Annotated in this window: 29 protein-coding genes and 2 pseudogenes; 29 read left to right on the plus strand and 2 right to left on the minus strand. The window is 39.0% G+C overall.

The genetic code is table 11. From position 1 onward, the window contains the following. Positions 1 to 319 precede the first annotated feature (319 nt). The 12 genes from QKW49_RS19750 (at position 320) to QKW49_RS19805 (ending at position 13994) form a co-directional block, all read left to right on the plus strand. Positions 320 to 1402: an iron-containing alcohol dehydrogenase family protein gene (locus tag QKW49_RS19750; RefSeq protein WP_282864358.1), complete on the plus strand. Its 1083-nt coding sequence runs from the start codon at positions 320 to 322 to the stop codon at positions 1400 to 1402. A gap of 186 nt (positions 1403 to 1588) precedes the next feature. After that, complete coding sequence (dctP, locus tag QKW49_RS19755) at positions 1589 to 2785, plus strand: TRAP transporter substrate-binding protein DctP (protein WP_282864359.1); 1197 nt, start codon at positions 1589 to 1591, stop codon at positions 2783 to 2785. Positions 2786 to 2935: 150 nt separating this feature from the next. Further along, positions 2936 to 3436, plus strand: coding sequence for a TRAP transporter small permease (locus QKW49_RS19760; RefSeq protein WP_282864360.1), 501 nt, complete (start codon positions 2936 to 2938; stop codon positions 3434 to 3436). Continuing rightward, complete coding sequence (locus tag QKW49_RS19765; protein ID WP_282864361.1) at positions 3433 to 4722, plus strand: TRAP transporter large permease; 1290 nt, start codon at positions 3433 to 3435, stop codon at positions 4720 to 4722. Before QKW49_RS19760 ends, QKW49_RS19765 begins: the two co-directional genes overlap by 4 nt. A gap of 160 nt (positions 4723 to 4882) precedes the next feature. Beyond that, entirely contained in the window at positions 4883 to 5653 is a 771-nt protein-coding gene (locus tag QKW49_RS19770) for a FadR/GntR family transcriptional regulator (RefSeq protein WP_282864362.1), read from the plus strand. 113 nt (positions 5654 to 5766) lie between these two features. Further along, positions 5767 to 6654 (plus strand): dihydrodipicolinate synthase family protein, encoded by an 888-nt coding sequence (locus tag QKW49_RS19775; RefSeq protein ID WP_282864363.1) that lies wholly within the window; start codon positions 5767 to 5769, stop codon positions 6652 to 6654. 28 nt (positions 6655 to 6682) lie between these two features. Further along, positions 6683 to 7741, plus strand: a complete 1059-nt coding sequence (locus QKW49_RS19780; protein ID WP_282864364.1) for a tripartite tricarboxylate transporter substrate binding protein — start codon at positions 6683 to 6685, stop codon at positions 7739 to 7741. Positions 7742 to 7901: 160 nt separating this feature from the next. Further along, complete coding sequence (locus QKW49_RS19785) at positions 7902 to 8369, plus strand: tripartite tricarboxylate transporter TctB family protein (RefSeq protein WP_282864365.1); 468 nt, start codon at positions 7902 to 7904, stop codon at positions 8367 to 8369. A 20-nt stretch (positions 8370 to 8389) separates the two neighbouring features. Further along, positions 8390 to 9880 (plus strand): tripartite tricarboxylate transporter permease, encoded by a 1491-nt coding sequence (locus QKW49_RS19790; RefSeq protein ID WP_282864366.1) that lies wholly within the window; start codon positions 8390 to 8392, stop codon positions 9878 to 9880. A gap of 62 nt (positions 9881 to 9942) precedes the next feature. Beyond that, positions 9943 to 11619, plus strand: coding sequence for a ribulokinase (gene araB / locus QKW49_RS19795; protein ID WP_282864367.1), 1677 nt, complete (start codon positions 9943 to 9945; stop codon positions 11617 to 11619). A gap of 52 nt (positions 11620 to 11671) precedes the next feature. Next, positions 11672 to 13489 (plus strand): L-fucose isomerase, encoded by a 1818-nt coding sequence (locus QKW49_RS19800; RefSeq protein ID WP_282864368.1) that lies wholly within the window; start codon positions 11672 to 11674, stop codon positions 13487 to 13489. Between the two features lie 73 nt (positions 13490 to 13562). Beyond that, positions 13563 to 13994: an RbsD/FucU domain-containing protein gene (locus QKW49_RS19805; protein ID WP_282864369.1), complete on the plus strand. Its 432-nt coding sequence runs from the start codon at positions 13563 to 13565 to the stop codon at positions 13992 to 13994. 157 nt (positions 13995 to 14151) lie between these two features. On the opposite strand, the gene QKW49_RS19810 is transcribed toward QKW49_RS19805, so the two are convergent. Continuing rightward, a complete protein-coding gene (locus tag QKW49_RS19810; RefSeq protein ID WP_282864370.1) occupies positions 14152 to 14859 on the minus strand; it encodes a FadR/GntR family transcriptional regulator in 708 nt (235 codons plus the stop codon). 283 nt (positions 14860 to 15142) lie between these two features. Between QKW49_RS19810 and QKW49_RS19815 the strand changes: the two genes are divergently transcribed. The 7 genes and pseudogenes from QKW49_RS19815 to QKW49_RS19855 all read left to right on the plus strand — a co-directional run bounded on the left by QKW49_RS19815 (position 15143) and on the right by QKW49_RS19855 (position 19591). Continuing rightward, on the plus strand, positions 15143 to 15841 hold the full coding sequence (locus tag QKW49_RS19815) for a FadR/GntR family transcriptional regulator (RefSeq protein WP_282864371.1): 699 nt from the start codon (positions 15143 to 15145) through the stop codon (positions 15839 to 15841). A 60-nt stretch (positions 15842 to 15901) separates the two neighbouring features. Beyond that, positions 15902 to 16351: pseudogene (locus QKW49_RS19820) on the plus strand (electron transfer flavoprotein subunit beta/FixA family protein); the annotation flags it as partial. 404 nt (positions 16352 to 16755) lie between these two features. Next, positions 16756 to 17265, plus strand: coding sequence for an SLC13 family permease (locus tag QKW49_RS19825; RefSeq protein ID WP_282864372.1), 510 nt, complete (start codon positions 16756 to 16758; stop codon positions 17263 to 17265). Next, entirely contained in the window at positions 17253 to 17888 is a 636-nt protein-coding gene (locus QKW49_RS19830; RefSeq protein ID WP_282864373.1) for a TRAP transporter large permease subunit, read from the plus strand. Before QKW49_RS19825 ends, QKW49_RS19830 begins: the two co-directional genes overlap by 13 nt. A 435-nt stretch (positions 17889 to 18323) precedes the next feature. Then, a complete protein-coding gene (locus QKW49_RS19840) occupies positions 18324 to 18605 on the plus strand; it encodes a hypothetical protein (protein WP_282864374.1) in 282 nt (93 codons plus the stop codon). 114 nt (positions 18606 to 18719) lie between these two features. Further along, the gene (locus QKW49_RS19845) at positions 18720 to 19163 is read left to right on the plus strand and encodes an alpha-hydroxy-acid oxidizing protein (protein WP_282864375.1); all 444 of its coding nucleotides are present in this window, start codon (positions 18720 to 18722) and stop codon (positions 19161 to 19163) included. 206 nt (positions 19164 to 19369) lie between these two features. Then, positions 19370 to 19591 (plus strand): isocitrate/isopropylmalate family dehydrogenase, encoded by a 222-nt coding sequence (locus tag QKW49_RS19855; protein WP_349239046.1) that lies wholly within the window; start codon positions 19370 to 19372, stop codon positions 19589 to 19591. Positions 19592 to 19607: 16 nt separating this feature from the next. Here the strand turns inward: QKW49_RS19855 and QKW49_RS19860 are convergent, their stop codons facing one another. Further along, the gene (locus tag QKW49_RS19860) at positions 19608 to 19733 is read right to left on the minus strand and encodes a hypothetical protein (protein ID WP_282864376.1); all 126 of its coding nucleotides are present in this window, start codon (positions 19731 to 19733) and stop codon (positions 19608 to 19610) included. 394 nt (positions 19734 to 20127) lie between these two features. On the opposite strand from QKW49_RS19860, the gene QKW49_RS19865 reads away from it, so the two are divergent. The 10 genes and pseudogenes from QKW49_RS19865 to QKW49_RS19910 all read left to right on the plus strand — a co-directional run bounded on the left by QKW49_RS19865 (position 20128) and on the right by QKW49_RS19910 (position 26309). Then, positions 20128 to 20787 (plus strand): MurR/RpiR family transcriptional regulator, encoded by a 660-nt coding sequence (locus tag QKW49_RS19865; RefSeq protein WP_282864377.1) that lies wholly within the window; start codon positions 20128 to 20130, stop codon positions 20785 to 20787. After that, on the plus strand, positions 20750 to 20974 hold the full coding sequence (locus QKW49_RS19870) for a hypothetical protein (RefSeq protein WP_282864378.1): 225 nt from the start codon (positions 20750 to 20752) through the stop codon (positions 20972 to 20974). Before QKW49_RS19865 ends, QKW49_RS19870 begins: the two co-directional genes overlap by 38 nt. A 755-nt stretch (positions 20975 to 21729) precedes the next feature. Beyond that, positions 21730 to 22206 carry a DUF4147 domain-containing protein gene (locus tag QKW49_RS19875; protein ID WP_349239139.1) on the plus strand — a complete coding sequence of 159 codons (477 nt, stop codon included), beginning with the start codon at positions 21730 to 21732 and terminating at the stop codon, positions 22204 to 22206. After that, positions 22094 to 22543, plus strand: a complete 450-nt coding sequence (locus QKW49_RS19880; protein ID WP_282864381.1) for an MOFRL family protein — start codon at positions 22094 to 22096, stop codon at positions 22541 to 22543. Before QKW49_RS19875 ends, QKW49_RS19880 begins: the two co-directional genes overlap by 113 nt. A 62-nt stretch (positions 22544 to 22605) precedes the next feature. Continuing rightward, positions 22606 to 23553, plus strand: a complete 948-nt coding sequence (locus QKW49_RS19885; protein ID WP_282864382.1) for a phosphopyruvate hydratase — start codon at positions 22606 to 22608, stop codon at positions 23551 to 23553. Between the two features lie 43 nt (positions 23554 to 23596). Next, on the plus strand, positions 23597 to 23830 hold the full coding sequence (locus QKW49_RS19890; RefSeq protein ID WP_282864383.1) for a hypothetical protein: 234 nt from the start codon (positions 23597 to 23599) through the stop codon (positions 23828 to 23830). A gap of 33 nt (positions 23831 to 23863) precedes the next feature. Beyond that, complete coding sequence (locus QKW49_RS19895; RefSeq protein WP_282864384.1) at positions 23864 to 24466, plus strand: hypothetical protein; 603 nt, start codon at positions 23864 to 23866, stop codon at positions 24464 to 24466. Positions 24467 to 24486: 20 nt separating this feature from the next. Beyond that, a pseudogene (locus tag QKW49_RS19900) lies at positions 24487 to 25163 on the plus strand (hypothetical protein). A 32-nt stretch (positions 25164 to 25195) separates the two neighbouring features. Next, a complete protein-coding gene (locus QKW49_RS19905) occupies positions 25196 to 25333 on the plus strand; it encodes a hypothetical protein (protein ID WP_282864385.1) in 138 nt (45 codons plus the stop codon). A 106-nt stretch (positions 25334 to 25439) separates the two neighbouring features. Further along, on the plus strand, positions 25440 to 26309 hold the full coding sequence (locus QKW49_RS19910; RefSeq protein ID WP_282864386.1) for a branched-chain amino acid ABC transporter permease: 870 nt from the start codon (positions 25440 to 25442) through the stop codon (positions 26307 to 26309). The last annotated feature ends 13 nt before the right edge of the window (positions 26310 to 26322 follow it).

Genomic DNA, 26322 nt, shown 5'->3' on the forward strand with positions numbered 1-26322 from the left:
CAGTAAGAGTTATATTATTCAATCTACAATAAATTACAGCAGCACATCTAGTAAGAGTAATGTTGGTCTAGTCGATAAAATAAATCAAGATTTTCCCTATTAATACCAGTAGTATACTCTAAAATTTTGTATGACGGCATACAAAATATAATAGTACTATTGGTGATTTGATCAATTGTAAAAATAACAAGTGAAACATCAACATTTGCACAATGCAGGAAGATGTAAAATAAGCTTTTTAAATTAGAGGCAGTGTTCTTTATTAACTAAAGTCAGGAAAATGGTAGAAATTTATTATTTTTGACAGGGGTGTTTTGTTATGAGAAATGGAAATGCGGTAATACTTGGTGGGGGCAGGTATATCCAAGATAAGGATGCACTTGAACGGGTAGGGGAAGAAACGAAATATTATGGTAAAAAGGTTTTTATTATTGGGGGACAAACGGCGCTAGAAGTATCTTTTAACAGAATTAAGGAAAGCTTGGACAGCGAAAAAATAGATTATCATGTACATACATTCAAAGGGTATTGCTCTATGAGCCAAATCAATAAAATTAGCGAAGAGGCGAAAACATATGGTGCCGACATTATTATTGGAGTAGGAGGCGGAAAATGCCTAGATACTGCAAAAAGCGTTGCTAATACTTTGAATTTAAGGGTCATAACCATTCCGACTTCTGCAGCTACTTGTGCTGCTTACGCAACTTTATGTGTGCTTTACTCGGATGAAGGAGAGGTACTGGGTAATTTATTTAATAAACGGGAAATGGCTGCTATTATCGTTGATATGGATGTTATTACTCAGCGCTGTCCTACAAGGATGCTTGCTTCAGGGATAGGGGATGCGGTCGCAAAATATCCGGAATTGGCATACAGCATGGAATATGCACCGAATTGGGAAAAATCCGTATTACCTGCTAACGCGTTCAATATCTCAAAATCCAACATGGAGTTGCTTATGCAAAAAGGCTATAACGCAGTAGAATATGTGAAAAAACATCGGAATTCTTCAGATGTGGAGGATGTGGTATGTACTAATATTGCAATGACCGGAATTGTTTCTTCGTTGGCGAGTGGGGGCAAACAGCTGGCCATGGCCCATACTGTTTATGATTGTACATGTGCACATTTTAAAGAGCATCGGGCGAAGTATCTGCATGGAGAGCTTGTATCGGCAGCAATACCTCTTCAAATGGCAGTCAATGGATTTTCAAAGGACTCAATTGACGGTATGAAAGGTTTTCTGCGTTCCATCAATGTGCCCGCTTCACTAACCGACATCCGATTGGAAGCTACTGATAAGAATATTGAAACCATCCTAAAATATATAAACGAAAAAATGGACCTGGGCAGCGAAAAAATGGTAAAACGTGTTAGAGAATGTATTGAAGTTATTTTCTAAGTAAACAGATTTTATTGATTGCAAGAAAAAAGAATAAAAATGTGTGTACGTGTTCCAAAGACCTCTTTAGGTCTATTGATATAAGAGAAAAAAGTAAAAGGTGGTGGTAGCATAAATTAAAAAGTAAGCCGTTTTATTTTAGTAATTTTACAATCAAAAGTAAATATTTTAAGGAGGGGATTTATTATGTTAAGAATGTCTAGAATGGTAAAAATGGTGGTTGCGGTATTTCTTATTTGTACGTTTGCATTTAGTACGTTGTTGGTAAATGCGGAGGAAGACCCGATTGTATTCAAATTAGCATTTACAGATGCTCCTAAGATTCAGATTGGAGATGACCAAGTATATCATCCTTCATATGCAGCAATGCTGGCTTTCCAAAACGCTGCGCAAAAGAATTCGGCTGGGAAAATTAAGGTAGAACTTTATCCGAACGGACGGCTCGGTGATGTAAAATCCAATATTGAACAGATTCTGGCAGGTAATCTTCAGGGTGCTACGCCGCCTGACGGAGGTCTTGCTCCATTCTATAAAAATATACAAGTATTTTCTATTCCTTATCTTTTCGACAATGCTTTGCAGGCATATGAGATTCTTGATGGTCCGTATGGACAAAAGCTTTTTGCGGATATGGCTGAAAAAAGCGGCTTAAGAGTACTGGCTGTATATGATAATGGTGGATTTAGAAACTTTAGCAATAGCAAGAAGTCGATAAAAAGTGCTGATGACATGAACGGCCTTAAATTCAGAACGATGGACATCCCCGCTCATATGGAAATGGTTAAAGCCCTTGGCGGAGCTCCGACACCAATAGCTTGGCTCGAGTTATATGGAGCACTTCAAACAGGAGTGGTAGATGGACAGGAAAATTCCGCAATAACTGTTCTAGGTGGTTCACTGCAAGAAGTTCAAAAGTACTATACTTTGGACGGACACATATTGGGAATGGCGTTTATTGTGACAAGTGAATCTTGGTTCCAAAGCCTTGCACCGGAATTGCAAGATGCCCTGATAAAAGCAGGGAAAGAGGCATCTTTTGCAGGGAGAGGAATCGTAAGAACAAGTGAATCGCTTGCTATTGAGACATTGAAACAAAAAGGCGTAGATGTGTATGCGCCGACACCGGAAGAACTAAAAACCTTCAAAAAGGCACAAGAGCCGGTTATAAAATGGTTGAAAGAAAATATAGACCCTGTACTTGTTGATGAGCTTGTTGAAACTGTTGCAAAAGGCGGTCAAATTGCCGCTGACAATCAGGCATCCACACAGCAGAAGCAGACACAATCCTCCAATTCGATACCTTATATCATAATAGCTGTGTTGATCGTAGCATTTATATTGTTCGCGTTTTTCAAAAGCAGAAATAAAAAAGCTGTTGCATAAATTAAGTTTAATTTAGCATAGTACATTGTTGTTAGAGCAATGTTTGATTGGGTGGGAGGTTGAATGACCAAATAGATATAACATAACCTCCCATTTATCATATTTACTTTATAAACACAGTATAGATTGTTTTTGGAGGGCTGATTAGGTATGTCGAGTTTCATTGATATTTTTCTGGAATTTTTAGATTTTTTGGATGAGTTAGTAAAAAAGGTATGTATTTTTATTGCAGCGATGATGACTCTCACCATCATATTGCAGGTTTCATTTAGATATATACTGAAAAATCCCCTTGTATGGACCGAAGAGCTTTCCAGATACCTTATGATTTATATGGCATTCATAGGTGCAAGTTCTGTAATTAAAAGGTGGGAAAATATTTATGTAGACTATTTTATTAATAAACTCAAAGAGAAATCAAGAAATACATTATTACTGTTTATAAAGTTTTGTGTTTTAGCAGTATTAATGTCTATTTTATATCTTAGTATGACAGTTTTCCCAAATGTAAGCAGAAATCAGGTTACAGCAGCAATGGGGATCAGCATGCTGTGGCCGCAAGCCGGGATGATCATAGGATTATTCCTTATGGTACTGCAGTTAATAGGAGTCATTATAAGAGATATCACCGGAAGGGGGAATGAACAGTGATAGAATTTACTCTAGCTACAGTTATTCTTGTTGTTACTCTGTTTTTAGGTGTTCCCATCGCCTTTGCCATAGGGATAACGACATTTATATATATTTTTACGACTAATCCACAAAATATAACCGTCATTCCTTTAAGAATGTTTGCAGGAGTTGATTCATTTATTCTGATGGCATTGCCGTTATTTGTACTTGCTGCGGAAATTATGGTGAAAGCAGGTATCTCAACAAAGCTATTCAATTTTGTCCGACTGATTCTTGGCAGATTAAGAGGTGGATTGGCATATGTAAACATCATGGCAAGTACGATTTTCGGCAGTATTTCAGGAGCGGCGCTTTCAGATATTGCAGGCCTAGGCTATGTGGAGATCAATGCGATGAGGGACGATGGATATAAGAATGACTTTTCCTGTGCTATTACGGCTGCTTCATCCATTCAAAGTCCGTTGATTCCACCCAGCAACATTGCCGTACTATATGCAGGTATTATGGCATTATCTGTCGGTGCCATTTTTTTGGCAGGAATCATACCGGGACTTTTACTTGCAGGAGGCCAAATGCTATATACGGCTGTTATGGCTAAAAAACTGAACCTGCCTAAGCACGATAAAAAATATTCATCCCAGGAAGTATTTATGATTATAAAAGAAGGTGCAATTGCAATACTAATGCCGGCAATTATTCTGGTAGGTATTTTAAAGGGATTTTTCACACCAACCGAAGCTGCAGGCATAGCAGTTCTTTATGCTGTGATTATTGGATTCTTATTGTTTCGTAATGTTGCAGTTAAGGATATTACGGCTGCCTTATGGACTTCTGCTCAAAATTCCGCAAGTTTATTTATTATTATATCTATTTCATCTGTTTTTGCATGGGCGCTGGGGGTCGAAAATGTTCCGGAACAAATTGCGCAGTTTTTATTAGGGATTACCGATAATCCGCTGATGATGCTGCTCATTGTTAACATCATTCTGATTATTGTAGGCATGTGGATGGAAACAGGTGCCGCAATCGTTTTATTTGCACCTATATTGGCTCCTATTGCCTATAAAGTGGGTATACACCCTGTACACTTTGCTGTGGTAATGATTGTAAATTTAACCGTTGGGCTGATTACTCCTCCTATAGGAGTTGTGCTTTATGCGACTGCTGCGGTAGGCAAAGAGAAGTTCGAAAATGTTGTAAAAGCTACTTTGCCATTTATAATAATAGGCTTTATTGTAGTAGCGGTGATGACACTGTTTCCGGAATTAGCGCTATTTCTACCGAGGTATTTTGGATTTATTTAAATTTAATGTGGCATCCCTGAGTTACAAGAAGGGTTATTGTCGGAAACTTCGTTGTTTAGCTTGTATAGTAATGGATAGATATTTGGATAAATACTATTGACAATATAAAAAAAGTATACTATGATAATTACATGACGTCAGACAATTTAGAGGTGTTCATATGAAGCCTATAGAAAGAATCTCCGTTACTGATATGACAGTACAAAATTTAAAAGAATTAATTATATCGGGAAATATAAAGATTGGCGATAAGCTTCCAACCGAAATGGAAATTTGCAGTGCGCTTAATATTAGCAGATCTACAGTAAGAGAAGCTATTCGTGTTTTACAAGCGATGGGTTTTGTAGAAATGAAACGAGGCAAAGGGGCGTTTGTAGCGAAAGTGACAGAGGACGATCCCACTCATATTATCAAGTGGTTTGTTGAACATGAAGTGCAAGTCACCGATTTTATGGAAGTCAGAATGGGAATTGAGCCATTAGGAGTAAAACTTGCAATTCAGAGGGCAACACCTAAGCAGATCAGTGAGTTGGAAGAAATCCATGCGAATTTTGAAAAGGCTATGGAAGGTCAGGATGTGGTTGCACTTTTAACAAATGATGAAGCTTTTCATAAACATATCATAAAGGCAACCCAAAATAATCTACTTATCAGCATTAATCAGCAAATATTGGACGTTTTTGCAGAATATAGGAGCAAGTCATTCACAATTAAAGAGATTTCTAAAAATGCATTAGAGCCGCATCGAAAAGTTTTAGACGCTATAAAAAGGAGAGATATAGATGCGGGAGTTGAAGAAATGGCCAAGCATATTAACGGTTCGATAGAAGATATGCTGGATATGGCTAAAAAAATGAGTGTTCATAATAAAACATTATATAAACAACTCTATCCGCAATTATCAAAAACATTAAGTTCTCTTGTAAAATAATAATAACAATTTTTTTATTGAACCTAATTGTCTGATCGCATACCTTTCCTAAGGTATGCGATGATAGGCAATTAAGTATATACTCATAAATTTAACACATATCAGGAGGTCAGATGATGAATAAGCAAGCGTTACGAGGAATTATTGCGCCATTAGTTACACCCTTTGATCAGAATGAAAATTTTGATGAGAAGACTTTTAGAAAGGAAGTACAATATTTGCTTAATACAGGCATCCATGGCATTAGTCCAGGGGGAAGTACAGGGGAAGGTGCGGTATTGAGTGATGAAGAACTGGTAAGAATGGTAGAAATCATCAAAGAAGAAAATAAGAATAATATTCCTATTGTAGCCGGTATTATTAGAAATTCTGCCAAAGATGCCGTAAAAGCAGGATTAGCAGTGAAAAAGGCGGGAGCAACTGCTTTGATGGTTACACCTACACATTATAATGTTTTAGTACCGGATGAGGATGGAAATTTTGATTTTTATAAAAGACTTTCAGATGAAGTAGGCCTTTCCATCATCATATATAATGTCGTTCCACAAAATCCGATAGGTCCGTCTTTGTTTAGCAGAATGTTAGAAAATATAGAGCATGTTGTTGGAATTAAGCAAAGTGTCGGCGGTATTCAGGCATTTTATGAGATGAAGCTCTTATGTGGAGATAAAGGCTTGATTTATAGTGCTACAGATGACATGTTGTATTCAACTTTTGATTTAGGTGCAGATGGAGCGATTGCCGCAATATTAACGGCTTTTCCGGAAATAAGTGTACGGATTTGGGATTTGGTACAGGAAGGCAATGGCGCACAAGCAAAAGAACTGCAGCACAAACTTTATCCGGCATGGCAAGCAATCAAAGGTGACCACTTCCCAAGAAGAATCAAAGAAACACTGCACCAGCTAGGACGGGAAGTAGGAATCGCACGCAGTCCTATTTTAGAGGCTACCGAAAAGGAAAAGGAAAACATTAAGGCTGCGTTGAAGTATTTAGATTAAGATATAATTAGTATAGGAGGAGAAAATAATGTATAAAAGATTATTGGCATTGGTATTGGTATTAGGCTTAGCAATAGGCGTTACAGCTTGTGGGACGTCAAATCAAGCATCTAGTCCGGAGCAAGCGAAAGACCAGAAACAGGCTGAGCAATCAAGTGAAGTAAAAAATGATTCCGATAAACAAGAAAAGACAGCAAGTGATTTCCCAAATAAACCTATTAAGTTAATTGTACCCTGGTCGGCTGGTGGGGGTACAGACGCAGTAGCAAGGGCTTTAGCGCAGACAGGAGAAAAATATTTAGGCACGACGGTGATTGTAGAGAATAAACCGGGTGGATCGGGAGCTGTAGGATTAGGAGAAGTGATGGCTGCTAAACCTGATGGATATACATTGGCGATATTACCTGTAGAACTCGGATTCCTGGATAAACAAGGTATCTACCCATTCAGTTTTGATAACTTTACGAGAATTATGAATTTGAATACAGATCCGTCCGCTTTGACTGTAAAGGCAGATGCACCTTGGAACACACTTGGAGAGTTTATTGAATATGCAAAAAAGAATCCTGGCAAGGTTAAAATCGGTAACTCCGGTACAGGCGTATTATGGCATTTAGCTGCTGCTTCTCTCGAAAGAAGTGCAGGAATAAAAGTTACGCATGTTCCTTTTGATGGAGCAGCACCTGCAATTGCAGCAGTACTTGGAAAGCAAATCGATGCTGTTACGGTTAGCGGAGCAGAAGTATCCGCTCAAGTAAAAGCAGGAGAGATGAAAGTCTTAGCTGTATTGGGTGAGCAACGTTTGGATGTTTTCCCTGATGTTCCCACAGCGAAAGAAGAGGGTATTGATGTAAATATCAATACGTTCAGAGGACTGGGCGGACCTGCTGATATTCCAGAAGATAGAGTAAAGATTTTACACGATGGGTTCAAAAAAATGATGGAAGATCCGGCCTTTACGGATGTAATGAAGAAAATGGGACTTGGAATAGATTATAGAAATACGGAAAACTATATAAAGCTTACTGATGATACTGCACAAGCGTTAGAACCCGTATTAAAAGATCTTGGTCTCTATAAGAAATAAGATATATAGACTGAGAACTTCAAACTTATAATTCGCAAAATTTATATATCACACCAACGATTAAGATGCTGTAGGGGCGGACGACTCTGTCCGCCCGCAGATATGACAATAAGCTTTAAAGTTTTTTATCAATAATATTCCCTAAATAGGAGTAGATTATATGAATAAGAGAAGTATCAACTATATTGACGTAGGTATCGGAATTTTTATATATGTACTTACCATCTGTATTTTTATCGTAACTTCCACTTATCCCGAACCGCATATTAATCCTGTAGGGGCATCAACATTTCCAAGGGTTTTAAGCGTAGTCATGTGTATTACCGCCACTGTTCTGGTTTTTCAAGCGCTAAAAAACGGTGGCTACGAGCCTATTAAAATTAAGAATTTCCAAAAGGTATTATCTATAATCGCATTGTTAATTGCTTATACGTTAATACTTAAAAAAGTGGGATTTACCATATCTACGATGGTACTTATGTTTTGTATTCTATATTTATTAGAAATGAAGAAGTACCGTTATCTAGTTTTAATTCCAATTATTGCAACACTTGTTATTCAATATATTTTTCAAAAGTTTTTGAATGTACCTTTACCAGATGGTATTATTACACTTCTAAATAATTGAACTACCGAAGGTGGGAGAACATGATTTCTTTACTATTACAAGGTTTTGCAAATTTATTTGCATCGGGGTCAGCAGCTACTTTATTATTAGGTATGGTTTTTGGAATGATTATCGGAGCGTTGCCGGGACTTACAGCAACAATGGGGATCGCCTTGCTGCTTCCTCTTACTTATACGGTATCTCCGGAAGCCGGTCTCTCATTATTGATAGGAATATTCGCCGGCGGTATTTATGGTGGATCAGTTTCGGCGATTTTATTAAAAACGCCGGGAACTCCGGCAGCCGGAGCGACTCTGTTGGATGGATATCCGTTGGCTCAAAGCGGAAATGCCGGAAAAGCGTTAACGGTTGCCACCATATCTTCAGCAATTGGAGGTCTTATTGGTGCATTAACATTGTCCTTTCTAGCACCGCAAATTGCGAGGTTTGCTTTATTATTCGGACCACCTGAATATGTATTGCTGGCACTGTATGGTCTCACGATGATTTCGTATGTTTCCGGTAAATCATTAGTAAAAGGCTATTTTGCCGGACTATTTGGATTGTTGATTGCAACCATAGGGTTGGACCCAATTAACGGTTTCCCCAGATTTACATTTGGCAATTTGAATTTTTTAAACGGAATCTCGCTTTTGCCTGTGTTAATCGGTTTGTTTGCAATTTCCCAGGCATTGGAAAGTGCAGAGACATATGATGAAAAAGCTGCTGCACAAGCGGCTATCAAAAAATTAGGTATAAGTTTTAAGGAGTTTATTCATATTTTACCAACCATTATTAAGTCTGCATTTATAGGAACTTTTGTAGGTGCTATACCGGGAACCGGAACAGATATAGCTGCCTTTTTATCTTACGGAGAAGCAAAGAGGTCGTCCAAGCATCCGGAGAAATTCGGTACAGGCGTGATTGAGGGGGTTGCAGCGCCGGAGTCCGGCAATAACGGTTGTGTAAATGGAGCATTAATACCAATGTTTACACTCGGAATTCCCGGTGAAGCAGCAACAGCTGTTGTATTGGGCGGTTTGATGGTTTTAGGATTGCAGCCGGGACCATTATTATTTAAAGATAATCCTCAAATTATATATACTGTATTTGCAAGTACAATAACATCAAACTTAATGATGCTTGTACTTGGAATCCTGGGAGCAAGAATTTTTGCAAAAATCCTATCATTGCCTAAAAATATTATTACAACACTAATTTTTGTATTTGCAATTGTAGGTTCGTACTCTATGAGGAATAATCTATTTGATGTATGGATTACTATTGTGTTCGGTGTACTGGGTTATTTTATGTCAAAAGCAGAATATCCGATTCCTCCCGTTCTTTTAGGAATGATTCTTGGGCCAATGGTTGAGGCGAATTTGGGGCGTACACTTTTGATATCTGAAGGAAGTTACTCTATATTTGTCACAAGACCTATATCCATTTTCTTTATTGTAGTCACGATATTTACCGTTGTATCATCCATTAGAAAAAAGAATAAACAAAAGGATATAGAATTTAACAGTTAAGAGTGTTTTGGCGATACCTCTGATTTTAATGTCTAATTAAGAATGTTAAAGGAGGGATATTTATGAATAAAAAATATGTAATAGGCTTGGACTACGGGACCCAGTCGGGTAGAGCAGTATTGGTAGATGTAGCCGACGGCAGCGAAATTGCAACAGCGGTGAAGGAATATACCCATGGCGTCATGGATGAATATTTTGTAGACGGTAAAACAAAACTGGAACCGGATTGGGCATTACAACACCCCAACGATTACATCGAAGTGCTCCAGGAAACAGTCTCAAAGATCATAAGACAGTCGGGAGTAAATCCGGAAGATATTATAGGGGTAGGCGTGGATTTTACAGAGTGTACCATGCTGCCTATCGATAGCGAAGGTGTTCCATTGTGTTTTAAAGATGAATTCAGATCCAATGGTCACAGTTATGTAAAACTGTGGAAACATCATGCGGCCCAGGATGAAGCAAACCGTGTGACTGAAATTGCTGCCCAAAGAGGGGAGAAATTCCTTCAGCGGTATGGTGAAAAGATATCGTCGGAATGGATGATCCCAAAGATATGGCAGATCGTCAATGAAGCACCGGAAATTTATGATGCCGCAGACCGGTTTATGGAATCAGCCGATTGGATGGTGCTACAGCTGACCGGACAAGAAAAAAGAAATAGCTGCACTGCGGGGCTCAAAGCGCTGTGGCATAAAAGAGAAGGATATCCGTCTAAAGAATTTTTTAAAGCATTGGATCCGAGACTTGAAAATGTCATAGAGCACAAACTAAATAAAGATATTTATCCCTTAGGGATGAAAGCAGGAGAGATCACAAAAAAAGCAGCAGAGTTAACGGGATTAAAAGAAGGAACTTCGGTTGCAGTAGCAATAGGAGATGCGCAAGCGGCTGTGCCGGCAGCAGGTATCACAGAGCCGGGGAAAATGATGATGATCATGGGAACTTCTACCTGCCATATGATCTTAGACAAAGAAGAAAAAATGGTACCCGGCATGTGCGGGGTAGTAGAAGATGGGATCATTCCCGGATATTATGGATATGAAGCCGGGCAAGCCTGTGTAGGAGATCATTTTGAATGGTTTGTAAAAAACTGTGTGCCTGCCTCATATATGCAAGAGGCGAAAGAAAAAAGAGTCAATATCTTTAAGCTGCTAAAAGAGAAAGCATCTGCATTGAGAGTTGGAGAAAGCGGGTTAGTGGCCCTTGACTGGTGGAATGGAAACCGGTCGGTATTGGTAGATGCTGATCTTACCGGATTAATCCTTGGATGTACGCTGCTGACCAAACCGGAAGAAATATACCGGGCGTTGATAGAAGCAACTGCTTTCGGTACAAAGATGATCATTGAAACTTTTCAAAAGAGCGGCGTGCCGATCTATGAGCTATATGCGGCAGGCGGTATTGCAGAAAAAGATGAACTTTTAATGCAGATCTATGCCGACGTTACAAATATAGAAATAAAAATAACCGATTCACCGCAAGCTCCCGCACTAGGTGCCGCCATGTTTGGAGCAGTTGCTGCAGGCAAAGAAAAGGGCGGTTATGACAGTATCGTTCATGCTGCAAAAGCAATGGGAAAAGTAAAAGAAGCATCTTATAAGCCAATTGCTGAAAATGCGGCTGTCTATGAAAAATTGTATGAAGAATATAAAAAACTTCATGATTATTTTGGCTGCGGCGGCAATGATGTAATGAAGAGGTTAAAAGAGATAAAAATCTCAGCCATGGGTAAGTAGTGTACTGTAAATCAGTATAGTGAACACAAAGATCAGTCAAAGGAGGTATAACATGTCGAATAAAAATATGGAAATACATCTAAATCAAAAGAGACTCTATGGGTCCATGCCCAAAATAGGGATTCGCCCTGCGATTGACGGAAGAAGAAGAGGGGTTAGAGAATCATTAGAAGAACAAACCATGAATATGGCAAAAGCAACAGCCAAGTTCTTGGAAGAAAATCTAAGACACTCCAATGGGATGCCGGTAGAATGTGTCATTTCGGATACTTGTATAGGCGGTGTGGCAGAAGCGGCACAAACAGCTGAAAAGTTTTCAAGAGAAGGGGTAGGCGTGACCATCACCGTCACCCCATGCTGGTGCTACGGAGCAGAAACGATGGATATGGACCCTTCCATTCCAAAAGCAGTTTGGGGATTTAACGGCACGGAACGGCCGGGAGCCGTTTATCTTGCTTCCGTATTGGCAGCACACGATCAAAAAGGAATTCCCGCATTCGGAATTTACGGAAAAGATGTGCAAGATTCGGGAGACAGCACCATCCCGGAAGATGTGCAGCAAAAGCTGCTTAGATTTACAAAAGCAGGGCTTGCGGTAGCTGCCATGAAAGGGAAGTCCTATCTTGCGGTTGGTTCGGTATCAATGGGCATTGCGGGCTCCATGGTCAACGAAGACTTCTTTCAAGATTATCTCGGGATGCGCAATGAATATGTAGACACATCGGAATATATCAGAAGAATAGAAGAAGAGATCTATGATAAAGAAGAATACGAAAAAGCGCTAAGCTGGGTAAAAGAAAACTGCAGTGAAGGAGCCGACAACAATCCTGCCGAGATACAGCGCTCAAGGGAGCAAAAAGACAAAGATTGGGAAACCGTTGTCAAGATGACGTTAATAACAAGAGACTTAATGATAGGAAATCCCAAGCTTGCGGACATGGGTTTTGAAGAAGAAGCATTAGGTCATAATGCCATTGCATCAGGATTCCAGGGACAAAGACAGTGGACCGACCATTTTCCCAATGGTGATTTCTTAGAAGCAATACTAAACTCCTCCTTCGATTGGAACGGAGTCAGAGAGGCATTTATCGTTGCCACTGAAAATGATTGCTTAAACGGTGTATCCATGTTGTTCGGACACCTATTAACCAATACGGCACAAATCTTTTCTGATGTCAGAACATACTGGAGTCCGGAAGCGGTTAAACGTGTGACCGGTAAAGAATTAACCGGACTTGCCGAAAACGGAATCATCCACTTGATTAACTCCGGTTCCACAACCCTAGACGGTACAGGGCAGCAGTCCATTGACGGAAAACCGGCCATGAAGCCTTTTTGGGATATTACACCGGAAGAAGCGGAAAAATGCCTGAAAGCAACTTCATGGAGACCTGCAAACCTTGGTTATTTCAGAGGAGGCGGGTATTCATCCAATTTCTTGACAAAAGGCGGCATGCCTGTCACCATGTCAAGAATTAATCTGATAAAAGGTTTGGGCCCGGTACTTCAAATTGCAGAAGGATATACAGTGGACCTGCCGGAGAAAATTCACGGCGTTTTAGACAAGCGTACCGATCCTACATGGCCCACCACTTGGTTTGTACCTATCTTAAGCAATGAAGGCGCATTTAAAGATGTATACTCGGTAATGAACAACTGGGGAGCCAATCATGGTGCGATAAGCTATGGTCATATTGGAGATGAGTTGATTACGCTGGCATCTATGTTAAGGATTCCTGTATGTATGCATAATGTACCTGAAGACAGAATCTTTAGACCAAGTGCATGGAATGCTTTTGGAACCAACGACCGTGAAGGTGCTGATTATAGGGCTTGTTCCAACTTCGGTCCTTTGTATGGCAAGAGATAGAGAAGATTACGGTGAGTCATCGGATAAATCTATTCAGGGCAAAAAAATATAGAATTTGAAAGGTGGCACGCACATGCTAAAAGGCATACCTTCTATTATATCGCCTGAGTTATTAAAAATATTGATGGAAATGGGTCACGGAGATGAAATTGTACTAGCCGATGCCAATTTTCCTGCTAAGAGTTGTGCACAAAGATTGGCACGCTGTGATGGTCATGATCTTCCACCTCTTCTTGAAGCAATTTTAGGATTATTTCCTTTGGATGTGGGTATGGAATATCCTATCATGCTTATGAAAAGTGAGCAAGAAGGTGCAAATCAGCCTACTATTTGGAAGAGATATCGGGAGATAATAAATAAATATGAAGTTGAAACAGTAGAATTTCAATATCTGAGCAGATTTGAGTTTTACGAGCAAGCAAAAAAGGCTTATGCGATTATTGCAACCGGTGAAAAAGCTCTTTATGCGAATATGATTCTGAAAAAGGGTGTCATTACAGATTAAATAAATTATCCACATTAATATATAGCACTAATGAAAAATGAGAATTTGAAATGATCTATAGAAAAATTTAAAGCCGGTTTTTTAATTATAATGCCAATTATAAATGACCGGCATAAAGAAAGCTGAGTATTGATGTAATATGAATATAGTATTCATATTACATCAATGATTTCTTTTCTACAACTTTTGAGATATCCTGTAATGAAATATTAAGGTGGTGAATCATTTCATTTACACCCTTATCAACATCTCTTGCTTTTATAGCGTCAACAATACTTTTATGTGGAACTAAAGCATTTCTTGCAATTTCACTAACCGAAAAAGACCTATTCCGATATTCGCGAAAAGCTTCCACAATATTTTTATTGATCATGATGAGTAATTGATTGTGGGTCATCTCAATAATGGTATTGTGAAATGCTTCATCATTCAGAGCCAATTTTACACTATCATAGTTTTGGAAAGCTTCTTCGAACGCATTATATACCTCTTCGATTTCTTTGATTTCATCTTGTGACGCCCTTTCAATACATAGCTTAATGGCCAGGGGTTCAATTGCCATCCTGACTTCTATAAAGTCGGTAAGCTTTACTTTGTGCTGCACAAACCAGTTTACAATATTGTCAGGATCATCCTCTTTAGTTTTTGCTACAAAAGCACCTCGTCCTTTTATCATCTGGATAAGTCCTATAGCTTGCAACACCCTAAAAGCTTCTCTTACAGTTGAACGGCCCACATTAAGTTCTGTACAAATTTGTTTTTCAGTAGGTAGTTTATCGCCCACTTTATATTTTCCGGATAAGATTAGGTCTTTTATATTATGCACAACAAGGTCTGTGATAGAAATCTTTTCAATTGCTTTCATTGTTTTACCGCCTTTTTATCAAAAGTATTTCATGTCTGACATGTTACAAAAAATATATATAATTTTTTATTATTTGTCAAGTAAGTAGATACCAATTATAAATAAAATTTCATGATCTTATAGTATGTTTTATAAATAGGCTCATCCTAATACTTATCGAAAGAATATTCAAAAAAGAATGGAACATATAAGAAAAATAATGATCATGAAGAACTTGACAGTTGGATTTAAATGGAATATAATACTATTAACGGTAAGGCCACCAGACAAGAAAGGGGAACTTATGAACATTACTCCTGTAAACACAAGAAGAATATACCAATACATTATAGAGCAATTCGTTGAACTTATTAAACAAGGAAAATTAAAGGTTGGAGACAAACTTCCACCCGAACGCACACTCGCAGAGATGTTTAATGTAAGCAGAGCATCTATACGTGAGGCATTTAGTGCGATGGAAATTATCGGATTGATTGAAGTGCGGCCGGGAGAAGGTTCATTTATAACAAATCTCAATATCGCTCCTTTTATTAATGCGATTACACCACTATTTATAAAAAATGAAAACATGGAAGAAGAGCTTTTGGAATTTAGAAAAATGATTGAACTTGAAGCAATAAAGTTAGTATGCATGAGATCGGATAATGGTAGCTTATTTTTGCTGGAAGAGCCAATAAAGCTTATGGAAGAAGCCATAGATAAGAACGATGTAAATATGGGGGTAGAAGCAGATATAAAATTTCATAAAGCCATTTTTTCCCTTACGGATAATTTTGTTCTTATTAAAGCAGCAGAATGTGTATCTTTTATATTTGAAAGTTCGGTAAGATTCAACAGATCAAAAATTCTTAAAGACAGTGCTAATACTAAGGTTCTATATAACCAGCATATTCAAATATACCAAGCGATTAAGAATAAAGATGTTCAACTGGCACAAGAAATTATGAACAAACACCTGAATTTTGTTAAAGAAATAGCATAAAATTTTTTGCATTGGCGGTAAGGCCACTAGACCGAATCTGAGACTAGGGGGAGTAATAGCATGAACATACTAGTTTGTATAAAACAAGTACCGGGGACAACAAAAGTGGAAGTAGATGAAAAGACAGGTGTGCTTAAAAGGGATGGGTTGAAAGTAAGATGAATCCCTATGATCTTTATGCGGTTGAAACGGCGTAAGGATGAAAGAGAAGCTGGGTCGGGAACGGTGGGGGTAGTAACAATGGGTCCTTTACAGGCTGAAGCAATTATTAAAGAAGCCTACATGATGGGGGGGGATAAAGGATATATATTTTCGGATAAAAAATTTGCCGGTGCAGACGTCCTTGCAACCTCATATACCCTATCGCAGGGAATCCGAGTAATAGGAGATTTTGATCTGATTCTCTGCGGTAAACAGACGACCGATGGAGACACTGCGCAGGTAGGGCCTGCAATTGCCGAATACCTTGCGATTCCCCATGTAACATGGGTAAAAGCAATTGAAGAGGTGGACAATGATATAGATAGAGTAGTCTCATAAAGCAGATAAAGTTTTTCCTTGATAGAAAAATTGAAACATAAACCAAGCAAGACAGTCAGGTCTTTTCTTTGTATTTCTTGATTTTCCAGCATTTTGAGTCTAAGCTTTTTCCGATAAGTAAAATGAATCATATCATCTTGTAGCATATATATCCATAATATTAATTATGTAAAAATATCAATTATATCTATTATGGGATAATGTGCGAAAGATAAAACGATTGAAAACATAAATGCAAATAATGGTTATTTCATTAGATATATTTTAACTGTTATTTAATAAAAAGCAGGAGGTGACATCACTACGCGAATACATTAAACCAAAACTCCTGGAATTTCCGAGAGTGAGCTAAAAAATAAGGGGGAAAATGTTTTATGCCAATTGAAATCGTTTTTTTGTTTGGGATTGCGATTATTCTTTTTTTGACTTTTAAAATGAAGGTCAACGCTTTTGTAGCTCTAATGGCAGCAGCTTTGGCAATGGGTTTGCTGGCTGGTATGCAACCTGTTGAAGTTGTTAATAACATGACAACCGGTTTTTCAAAAACTATTAAGAATATCGGCATTATCATTATCTTTGGCATTATGCTGGGGAATTATCTGGAGGCATCAAAAGGAACAACAAAGCTTGCATTAGGTACGGTGAGAATGGTTGGAGAAAAAAAATCCAGTTTCGCAATGGCTGTTGCAGGATATATAGTGTCTATTCCGGTTTTCAGTGACGCAGGATTTATTATACTTGCGCCATTGGTTAAAGCAATTGCAAAAAAAGCAAAAATAGCACGTGCCGTATTGGCAGTTTCTCTTTCGGCGGGATTGCTGGCAACTCATGTATTGTTCCGCCGACACCAGGGCCATTATCAGCTGCCGGTATGCTGGGAATAGATATCGGACGTGCCATTCTTTATGGAAGTTTTGCAGCTATTTTAATGACTGCAGGTGGCTGGTTGTTTGCAGAACTTTATCTTAGAAGCAAACCGGATAGTTTTTACACATATCAGGATGGAGTAGATACAAATGATAGTGTGGATTTAAACGATACGGATCTTCCTGCTATGTTTGCGGCAATTATGCCACTGCTGCTGCCAATTTTGCTTATTATATCAAATACAACTGCCAAAATGATTCTGCCGAAAGAATCTCCGGTCTTGGCAATTACTAGTTTTATCGGCGATGCTAATATCGCGCTTATATGTGGAACGGTACTTGCAATTATACTGCTTGGTAAACGTATCGGCAAAAAACAGGTTTTACATGTTATGGATAGTTCGTTAAAGGATGCAGGAACCATTATTTTTATAACAGCAGCTGGTGGAGCACTTGGAGAAATTCTGAAAGTATCCGGTGCTGGTGCCAGTCTTGCAAATATGGTTGCTAATTTAGGAATACCATTTATCTTAATACCGTTTTTTATTGCTGCAGTATTTACAGTGGTACAGGGATCAGGAACGGTAGCAGTTGTCACTGCTTACGCTGGCAGCACCTATAGGCGCTCAATTGGGAATTGATCCAATTTTAATTTTCCTTGCATCGGGAGCTGGTGCTAGAGCCCCTATGCATGTCAATTGCAGCTACTTTTGGGTATATGCGAATTACATGGGATTTGATACGAAAACGGCTTTGAAAACATTAACGCTGTCTAATATGTTTATGGCATTGGGAGGCTTAGTGGCAACATTTATTGTGAGCTTATGGGTATAAGTAGAGTTTTTAGCAATTTGACACGGGAATTTGAGCTATAGAAAAAATATGTCAGATTCTCAAAGGCAAATTATCGCAGATTATTTAACAGATATAGGAAGAGCGCAAAGAGGATCTTCCTATATTTGTTATTTAATTTATATAAATAAAGAAAACTAGACAATCATCTATTCGGAAGGATATTAGTTTTTTGAAGGGAGTTGTTAGGAATCTATATAAAAGAAGAAAAGGAGATGAAGTTAATGACATATCAAGAAATGAGAGAAAATGCTAAAAAGAATATGGCACCTAATTGTAGGGTATGCAAGGAGTGCAATGGAATTGTTTGTAAGGGAGAGATTCCGGGCGTAGGAGCGAAAGGAAACGGGGGTAACGGATTTACTATATGCATCGATTTCCTGTCTTCTGTTAAAATTAAAATGGATACAATTATAAAAATGAAGGTCAGAATACTACAATCTCGCTGTTCGGGGGTCATTTCAGTATCCAATTTTTGCAGCTCCAGTAGCAGGAATGAAACTTAATTATAATGGCGCACTTACGGAAGCTGAATATGATGCAGCAGTTGTATTTGGAACAAATAAAGCTGGTTGTGCGGCATTTACTGGAAACGGAATGCAAGAGGATATAATAGTCTTTTGATTATTAAAGCAGCAAACGGTATTGCTGTACCTACAATTAAACCATGGAAGAATGAAAAAGTATTGGATCAAGTTAAAATGATTGAAGAGACTAAAGCTATGGCATTCGCTATGGACATTGATTCGGCAGGGTTACTAAACTTAGCTCTGATGGGTAATTTGCCGGTTTCGTCAAAAAGTGTAGAAGAACTTTCTGAAATATCCTCAATGACGAAGATTCCTTTTATTGTAAAAGGTGTTATGACTGCCTCCAGTGCAGAAAAAGCTTTAAAATCAGGTGCATATGGTATTGTTGTATCTTCACATGGAGGAAGGGTGCTTGCAGATACTCCGGCAACCTGTGCCATGCTTCCTGAAATCAGAAAAATGGTAGGAGATAAATTGAAAATTTTTGTAGATGGCGGTAAATTCGAACTGGTGCTGATGTATTCAAAGCAATAGCATTAGGGGCAGATGCAGTTTTGATTGGAAGGCCGTATGCGATAGCGGCATTTTGGCGGTGAGGAGGGTGCCGAGCTTTATACTAAAAAGATCGGTGCAGAGTTAATAGAGACTATGATTATGACAGGTTGTAAAACTCTTAAAGATATAACATTTGAAAAAATTATTATGAAAAATTAAAATTAAAGATTTATAGGAGAATCATTATGAGTTACAATATAGCAGTTGTAAAAGGTGATGGCGTGTTTGGTCCGGAAATAATAGAGCAAGGATTAAGGGTGTTAAGTAAAATAGGAGAAAAATTTGGTCATGTTTTCAACTACACAGAAGTTTTGGTGGGAGGAGCTGCCATTGATAAGCTTGGTGTTTCTTTCATCAAGAAATGGCTGAATCAACCTCTAAGGCTTTCTTCTTTACCGATTAACTAGGGCATAAAGCAGCGTATTAAATTGCCGGAGCAGTAAACTTCTTGGTTTCGTGATCGGTATTTGTTTCGGCAATGGCTCTTTCCAATAAATTCTTTGGTGAAAAGCCTTTTAAAGTTTCAAAAACTGTAGTACAATTATTCATGTTCGTTGGCTCCTTTGCTAATAAATGTAGTTGCTTGCCAGCTACTATATTTATTAGCAGAGGGGCCTTCTTTAATTCTACAGGTAAATATTACATTTAATTTTTTTAAAAAGTTTTATGCAACACTAATGAGCACAGGAAATTGTAAATAGACGTGTCTAAATTATAAAGTCAGTTAATGAATTTAGGTTGTTTCACTACATTGGTAAAAATGTATTAAATAGTACAATTTTGTACATCGTTTTTTTCATAACTAAGATTCTTTGATTGCAGCTCTTAATTTTTGGGCAGTTTTACTAGTTATAATAGTATTGATTAGTGATCTATTACAAAAAAACAGCATATTATTGACAACAAAAATGTACTATGAGATACTTTTTATGGAGGGGAAATAATGAAGGATTTAGTAAAAGAAATTAACAATTCTTATGCGAAAATGACAAAATCTCAAAAGCGTGTGGCAAAATATATTCTAGATAATCTGGGTGAGATTGCGTTTGACACACTGTATGAACTTGCAGCAAAAATCGGAGTCAGTACAACTGTTATACGTTTCACAAGAGTGCTGTCATACAATGGATTTACTGATTTTCAAGAGAATATTCAAAATAATATAAAGGGAAACATCAGTTTACCGGAGCGCATACGTACCATAACGGTTTCTGAAAAAGAGTTACGTCGACTAGATGTATATTTTAAGAAGGAAATAGAAGGAATTGAAAAAACTATTTTAACCTTATCTGAAAACAAACTTGAAAAGGCTTTTGAGATGATTCTGGAAGCTCAAAACGTATATGTTATGGGACTCCGCACTTGTTTTGCGCCAGCCTTTCTATTTTGCACCATACTTCGACAGATTAAATTAAATGCGCATCTTATCCAAGGGATTGCGAGCACATATCCTGAAGAGATAGTTCGGATTGGCCGCCATGATGTGTGTATTTTGTTTGCCTATCCACGTTTTATTCAAGAAATGTCTGCGACTGGCCATTCGTATTCGCAAGCAGGGGGGGAGAGTGATTTTGTTTACAGGTCCTTCGCACGCCCAGCTTGAACAATTTGCAGATCTGGTTATACTAACGGATTCATCCGGTGTAGGATTCAAAGATTCTTTTGTACCGCTTTTTTGTCTTATTAATTATATGATTCACGAAATTGCCGAAAGGGAAAAGGATAATTCCCTCAAGGTAAGCTCCAAAATTGAAGACATATTAAACGAGGGGTATTTCTACCGTTTCTGAAATAAATTAAAGATTGTAAAAACCGGTTTTTTACATATAAACCCACCCATATAAAATTCACGTAATTATACAATGGAATAATTGGACGGTCCGATCAGCCGTCTTTCATTCCGAGCCCGAGAAGTTTATACATAATTTTGGAGGTGCTAATTAATGCAGTAATCAAAAACGATGTTGAACTGATTTCTCACGGTGATGTATCTTCTAAAAAAATGATCCTTCAACTGTTGGAGTTTTTGTGGAAAGAGATTGACTTTACAACATAATTTTAAATGCACGTCTCGGGGAATAGTCTAATCATCGGAAACAACAGTGGGATCTTTCAAGAAAGAAAAACATTTACTTGTTCGGCGCAGGTAAAACTAAACAATGCAATGGCAATGGCTGTAGACGAAGTGCTTGGAGACAGCCTGAAAAGCATTTTTGCATCATATCGGTCAGGATTGCAGAACCAAATGGATTTTATCGGCGTATAAAGGCAATGTAGGCGGACATCCTCTGCCAAATGCCGAAGGAATGAAGGCCGCAAAAGAACTTTTTTTCAGATGATTGATAATTTGCGAGCCGGAAGATTTATTCATATCGGTAATCAGCGGAGGGTTTCCTTACTTACATTGACAGATGTCCGGTTGACGGAAAATCAGTCTGGAAGATGAGATCAGGGCACAGGATGTGTTTACGTGCTGGCGCAAAATTCTTGAAATTAACGCGGTGGGGGCATATAGTAAGACAAACGGCGGCCGGCTGGGCAGCGTATAAGGGCCCGGGGTGCCGAATTGATCAACATTATAGTCAGTGATGCAGTCGGCGCTTTGCCACTAGTTGATAGAAATGAACCTGTCGAATTTTCCGGTACCCCTATTGCACCGGATGAAACAACCATTGAAGATGCATTTGCATGTATCCAGAATTACGCGCTTACCGACCGAATCCCGAAATCAATCCTTGATTACCTTTCCGGCAAGGGCTCAGATATTGAAACGCCTAAGACACTGGATAATAAGGTGACTCATTTTGTGTTAAACGATGTCCCGGATTCATGTGAGGCTGCTCTTCAGATTGCCGCGAGGATGGGTGTGCCCTCAATGGTCTTTTCTACCTTTATTGAAGGAGAAAGCCGTGAGGCAGGAATCTTTTTTGGCTCGCTTGCCCGCGAGATACAATCAAACAAACGTCCCAATTGCACCGCCATGTTTTGTCTTCTGTTCCGGGGAAACAACAACCAAAGTTGACGATGCCGCCACAGGCCGAGGAGGCCCTGGCCATGAGATGGCACTCGGGTTCGCTTTGGAAGCCCGGTATACTGACGGCGCCGCACTCGCTTCTGTTGACACTGAAGGAACAGACGGAACCACCCGCTTCGCAGGCGGAATTTGTGATTCCAAAACCTTTGACGAGATCCGGCAAGCTGGCCAGAATATTTATGATGTATTACGGAAGCATGATGCGGGAGGCGTTTTGGAACAGCTTGGCAATGCGATTTTAACTGGAAACACAGGTACAAATCTTTGTGATTTTAACGTAATGTATGTACCTGGACTACAAGAAAAGCAAAAGGAGACTTGGTAAATGTACGCAAATAAAATTAGTAGTGTTAAGGCGCGTCAGTTAATCGACTGCAATGGCCGCCCGTGATTGAAGTAGATGTTATCACAGAAGATGGATCTCTCGGACGTTCCGGCGCATCCACAGGCACGTCGGTAGGGAAAAATGAATCGGTTGTGCTGCGCGATGGAGATCCAAAACTTTTTGCCGGGTTAAGTGTTTTTAAAGCAATTGAAAATATAAAAGAATACATAGAACCAGCTCTTGTTGGCATGGATGTTACCGATCAAAAAGGGATTGACCAAAGGCTTCTCGAACTTGATGGTACTCCCAATAAGGAAAAACTGGGGGGCAATACAATTAACGCAGCATCTTTTGCGGCTGCTCGTGCCGGCGCCGCCTATACAAGGCAGCCGTTTTATAGGTATATGGCATTGGGAGAGATCAAAACTCACTTTGCACCGGCACTTAATCTGATTAATGGCGGTACCTATTATGGCATTACGCAGCCGTTCCAAGAGTTTATGCTGATTCCGAGAAATGTGGATACTTTTATGGAAGCTGTCCAAGTTGGAGTAGAGGTATTCTATAAGGTAGGCGAGTTAATCGAAAAGTATCGCAAACAACCTGCCATAACTGGGAATTACTGCGGCTATGGTGCTCCTTCTGACGACCCATCCGTTATCTTTGATATTCTTATGGAAGCAGTTGCACAGACTGGTTATCAAAATAAAGCATGTTTTGCCATGGACTGCGCCGCCAGCGAATTTTACGATGAGCAAAAAGGCCTTTATTTATATCGTGGCAAATATGCGGATCGGGATGAAATCATAACGATATTGTCGGGCTTATGTACAAAGTATCCTATCGGATTTGTCGAAGACGCACTTGAGGAGGAGGATTTTGAAGGGTTCCGCCTGGCTTCCCAGAGGATAGAGGCTGCCGTTATCGGTGACGATTTCCTTTGCACAAGTATTGAACGCGCAAAAAAGGCGGTAAATATTGGCGCAGTTAAAGGGATGATTGAAGCCTAATCAGGTAGGGACTTTGACGGAGACATTGGATACCGTACAATTTATGAAGGATAATGGTCTTTTAATTGTAGCCTCCGGCCGAGCGGGCGGCGTTTTGGACGATCCTACGACAGATCTTGCTGTTGCCGTTGGAGCTCAGATGTTGAAAACCGGTGCACCTAGAAGCGGCGAACGAGTGATTTCATTAAACGATGGTATTCGTATCGAAGAAGAACTCGATTTTAAGGTTAAGCCTTTTAACGTGTCTGTTCTCGAAGGTTTTTCTAGGTTTGATTAAAAATTTAATGGACAAAGATTTAGGAGGATTATTATGGATAACAAAACCGCTGTTACAGCTGTTACAAATGAAAAAAGGAAAATGAATCTTCCACATATCTATGCGCTGGCTTTTATATTTATCGTAATCATGGGGGGGCTCACCTGGGTTATTCCAAGCGGCCAATATGACCGTAGGGATGTCACCGTGGGTTCCAGCACCAAGTCGGTTCCTGTGGACGGAACTTATCACTCAGTTCAAAAGGTTACTAAAGACGGCGATACCCGTCAGGGTATATTTGATATTCTAATGGCGCCTACAAGAGGTGTTCAAAAATCCGCAGATGTTGTTGCATTTGTTTTATTGTTGGGCGGTGCTTTTCAGATTCTGAATAAGACCGGTGCAATTACGGCAGGCATGAAACGCGCTATAAAAAAGTTTGGTAATAAAGGGGCATTTATTATACCGTTCTCCATGCTGCTATTTGGCGTTGGCGGAACAATGACAGGAATGGCGGAAGAACTGATTCCATTTTATTTAATCTTTATGCCTCTCATGTTTAATTTAGGTTACGATTCCATGACTACCTTCCTTATTGTATTTTTAGGTTCCGGCATTGGCGTTGCGGCGGGTACGGTAAATCTTTTAATGTCCTGATTGCGCAGGGCGTTGCCGGTATTGCGGGTAACCCTCAGTTATTCTTCCGTTTCCTCCAATTTATCTTTCTTGAAGCATTGGCAATTCTTTTTGTGCTTCGATATGCTAAAAAAGTAAAAGAAAACCCACTTTCCTCAATAACTTATAAGACCGATTTAACCTGGCGGGAAGAAATCGTTAGTGCAGAATCGTCTGAAGAAGAATTTACAGTACGTCAAAAACTGGTATTGCTTTCTTTTGGCTTCTGCATGGTATTAATGGTATATGGCTTAGTGAAATTCGGCTGGTATATGGATGAATTATCCGCTGTATTTATTGCGATGGGATTGTTGACCGGTATTTTAGGCGGATTGAAGGTAAACGAAATGGCCCGCGAATTTGTAAAGGGAATGGGTGATTTTGTCTATGCCGGTCTGATTATCGGTGTTAGCCGGGGCATTCTTATATGGCGGAAAGCGGTATGATTATCGATACAATTCTGCATACGCTCACTGGATTTTTACATACGGTTCCAAGTGCTTTGTTTATTACTGCCATGTATCTTATCGAGGGTCTTATAAGCATTGTTGTTCCGACCACTTCCGGTGTTGCATCACTTACTATGCCTATTCTGGCACCACTAACCGAATTACTAAAACTGAATCCCGAGGGTGCCGTTACCTGCTTCCAGTATGCAAACAATTTCTGCCGTTTATAAACTTCTTTATGGACCCGAAAGTCAATGAAAAAGTGCATTGGTTAGAAATGCTCAAATGGGCGGTAAACGTACAGGGAGTGCCGGTAGGCATACCAAGAAGACCCCTGCGTGAACTGGATAGCGAAACAAAGAAACAGATGCAGAAACCTCTGGAAGTTCTCTTAGGCTAAGCAGAATAGAAGAAGAGAATACAGCATGTACATGCTGTATTCTCTATAGATAAAAATAAAATTTATATTCAAAAAGTAAGAAAAACGAATATGAGGGGGAGGAAAGATGGAAACAGCTCTTCAGCTTATAATAAGTGGTATAGCATTCGGTTGTATTTATTGCTTGGTTGCCATAGAGTTTTCACTTATTTGGAATGCAAGCAGTTTAATTAATTTCGGTCATGATAAATTCATCATGCTGGGTGCGTATGTATTTGGAGGAACGATGGTGAATCATCTTGGTCTAAACTTCTTTATCGCGTTTATTCTTGCATCGGTATTAATGGGTCTATTTGGTGCGGCGGTTGCAACAGGGATCTTTAATCCGCTAAGGAATATGCCGTCTGACTTATATGCAGTAATGGGAACCATTATGCTAGCCAAAATTATTGCGGAAATAGCAAGGTTGTTTTGGGGACCGGAACCTTTTACACTGGAAAATTTTTTAACAGGGACTGCAAGAGTAGGAAACATTGCATTACCTAAAGCCAGTGTATATATTATCATTATTTCTATTTTGTTTTTGATTCTGCAGCATTTACTTTTCACTAAAACGAAAATAGGTAAAGCAATGCGTTGTGTTGCTCAAGATAAAGTAGCTTCAGCATTAATGGGGATAGATGTAAGCAGGAATATCGTGATTACAGTAGTTTTCAGTTCAATTATTTGCTGTATTATTGGGATTATGATTATTCCTTTGTTCAGTATTGAAGTCAATATGGCTAATATGATCGGTTTGAAGGGTTTTGCAGCCAGTGTAGTAGGAGGATTCGGAACAATTCCGGGTGCCATTGCAGGTGGTGTTTTTATTGGATTAATAGAAAACATATATCTTATGTTCGGACCGGCCATATATAAAGATGTTGTAGCATTTGTATTGTTTATATTATTCTTGTTGATTAGGCCGCAGGGAATCATAGGAAAGAGAAGTACCTGATTGATTAGGTTTT

The organism is Petroclostridium sp. X23 (genome assembly GCF_030013905.1).
Classification (GTDB): Bacteria; Bacillota; Clostridia; order SK-Y3; family SK-Y3; genus X23.

Bases quoted from the DNA above. Each gene is read 5' to 3' on its own strand.
- QKW49_RS19890 (WP_282864383.1), top strand. From the start codon at position 23,597: ATGAAGGATAATGGTCTTTTAATTGTAGCCTCCGGCCGAGCGGGCGGC.
- QKW49_RS19895 (WP_282864384.1), top strand. From the start codon at position 23,864: ATGGATAACAAAACCGCTGTTACAGCTGTTACAAATGAAAAAAGGAAA.
- QKW49_RS19815 (WP_282864371.1), top strand. From the start codon at position 15,143: ATGAACATTACTCCTGTAAACACAAGAAGAATATACCAATACATTATA.
- QKW49_RS19865 (WP_282864377.1), top strand. From the start codon at position 20,128: ATGAAGGATTTAGTAAAAGAAATTAACAATTCTTATGCGAAAATGACA.
- QKW49_RS19780 (WP_282864364.1), top strand. From the start codon at position 6,683: ATGTATAAAAGATTATTGGCATTGGTATTGGTATTAGGCTTAGCAATA.
- QKW49_RS19910 (WP_282864386.1), top strand. From the start codon at position 25,440: ATGGAAACAGCTCTTCAGCTTATAATAAGTGGTATAGCATTCGGTTGT.
- QKW49_RS19830 (WP_282864373.1), top strand. From the start codon at position 17,253: ATGCTGGGAATAGATATCGGACGTGCCATTCTTTATGGAAGTTTTGCA.
- QKW49_RS19785 (WP_282864365.1), top strand. From the start codon at position 7,902: ATGAATAAGAGAAGTATCAACTATATTGACGTAGGTATCGGAATTTTT.
- QKW49_RS19760 (WP_282864360.1), top strand. From the start codon at position 2,936: ATGTCGAGTTTCATTGATATTTTTCTGGAATTTTTAGATTTTTTGGAT.
- QKW49_RS19840 (WP_282864374.1), top strand. From the start codon at position 18,324: ATGACATATCAAGAAATGAGAGAAAATGCTAAAAAGAATATGGCACCT.
- QKW49_RS19825 (WP_282864372.1), top strand. From the start codon at position 16,756: ATGCCAATTGAAATCGTTTTTTTGTTTGGGATTGCGATTATTCTTTTT.
- QKW49_RS19790 (WP_282864366.1), top strand. From the start codon at position 8,390: ATGATTTCTTTACTATTACAAGGTTTTGCAAATTTATTTGCATCGGGG.
- QKW49_RS19750 (WP_282864358.1), top strand. From the start codon at position 320: ATGAGAAATGGAAATGCGGTAATACTTGGTGGGGGCAGGTATATCCAA.
- QKW49_RS19810 (WP_282864370.1), bottom strand. From the start codon at position 14,859: ATGAAAGCAATTGAAAAGATTTCTATCACAGACCTTGTTGTGCATAAT.
- araB (WP_282864367.1), top strand. From the start codon at position 9,943: ATGAATAAAAAATATGTAATAGGCTTGGACTACGGGACCCAGTCGGGT.
- QKW49_RS19805 (WP_282864369.1), top strand. From the start codon at position 13,563: ATGCTAAAAGGCATACCTTCTATTATATCGCCTGAGTTATTAAAAATA.
- QKW49_RS19800 (WP_282864368.1), top strand. From the start codon at position 11,672: ATGTCGAATAAAAATATGGAAATACATCTAAATCAAAAGAGACTCTAT.
- dctP (WP_282864359.1), top strand. From the start codon at position 1,589: ATGTTAAGAATGTCTAGAATGGTAAAAATGGTGGTTGCGGTATTTCTT.
- QKW49_RS19775 (WP_282864363.1), top strand. From the start codon at position 5,767: ATGATGAATAAGCAAGCGTTACGAGGAATTATTGCGCCATTAGTTACA.
- QKW49_RS19770 (WP_282864362.1), top strand. From the start codon at position 4,883: ATGAAGCCTATAGAAAGAATCTCCGTTACTGATATGACAGTACAAAAT.
- QKW49_RS19860 (WP_282864376.1), bottom strand. From the start codon at position 19,733: ATGAATAATTGTACTACAGTTTTTGAAACTTTAAAAGGCTTTTCACCA.
- QKW49_RS19855 (WP_349239046.1), top strand. From the start codon at position 19,370: ATGAGTTACAATATAGCAGTTGTAAAAGGTGATGGCGTGTTTGGTCCG.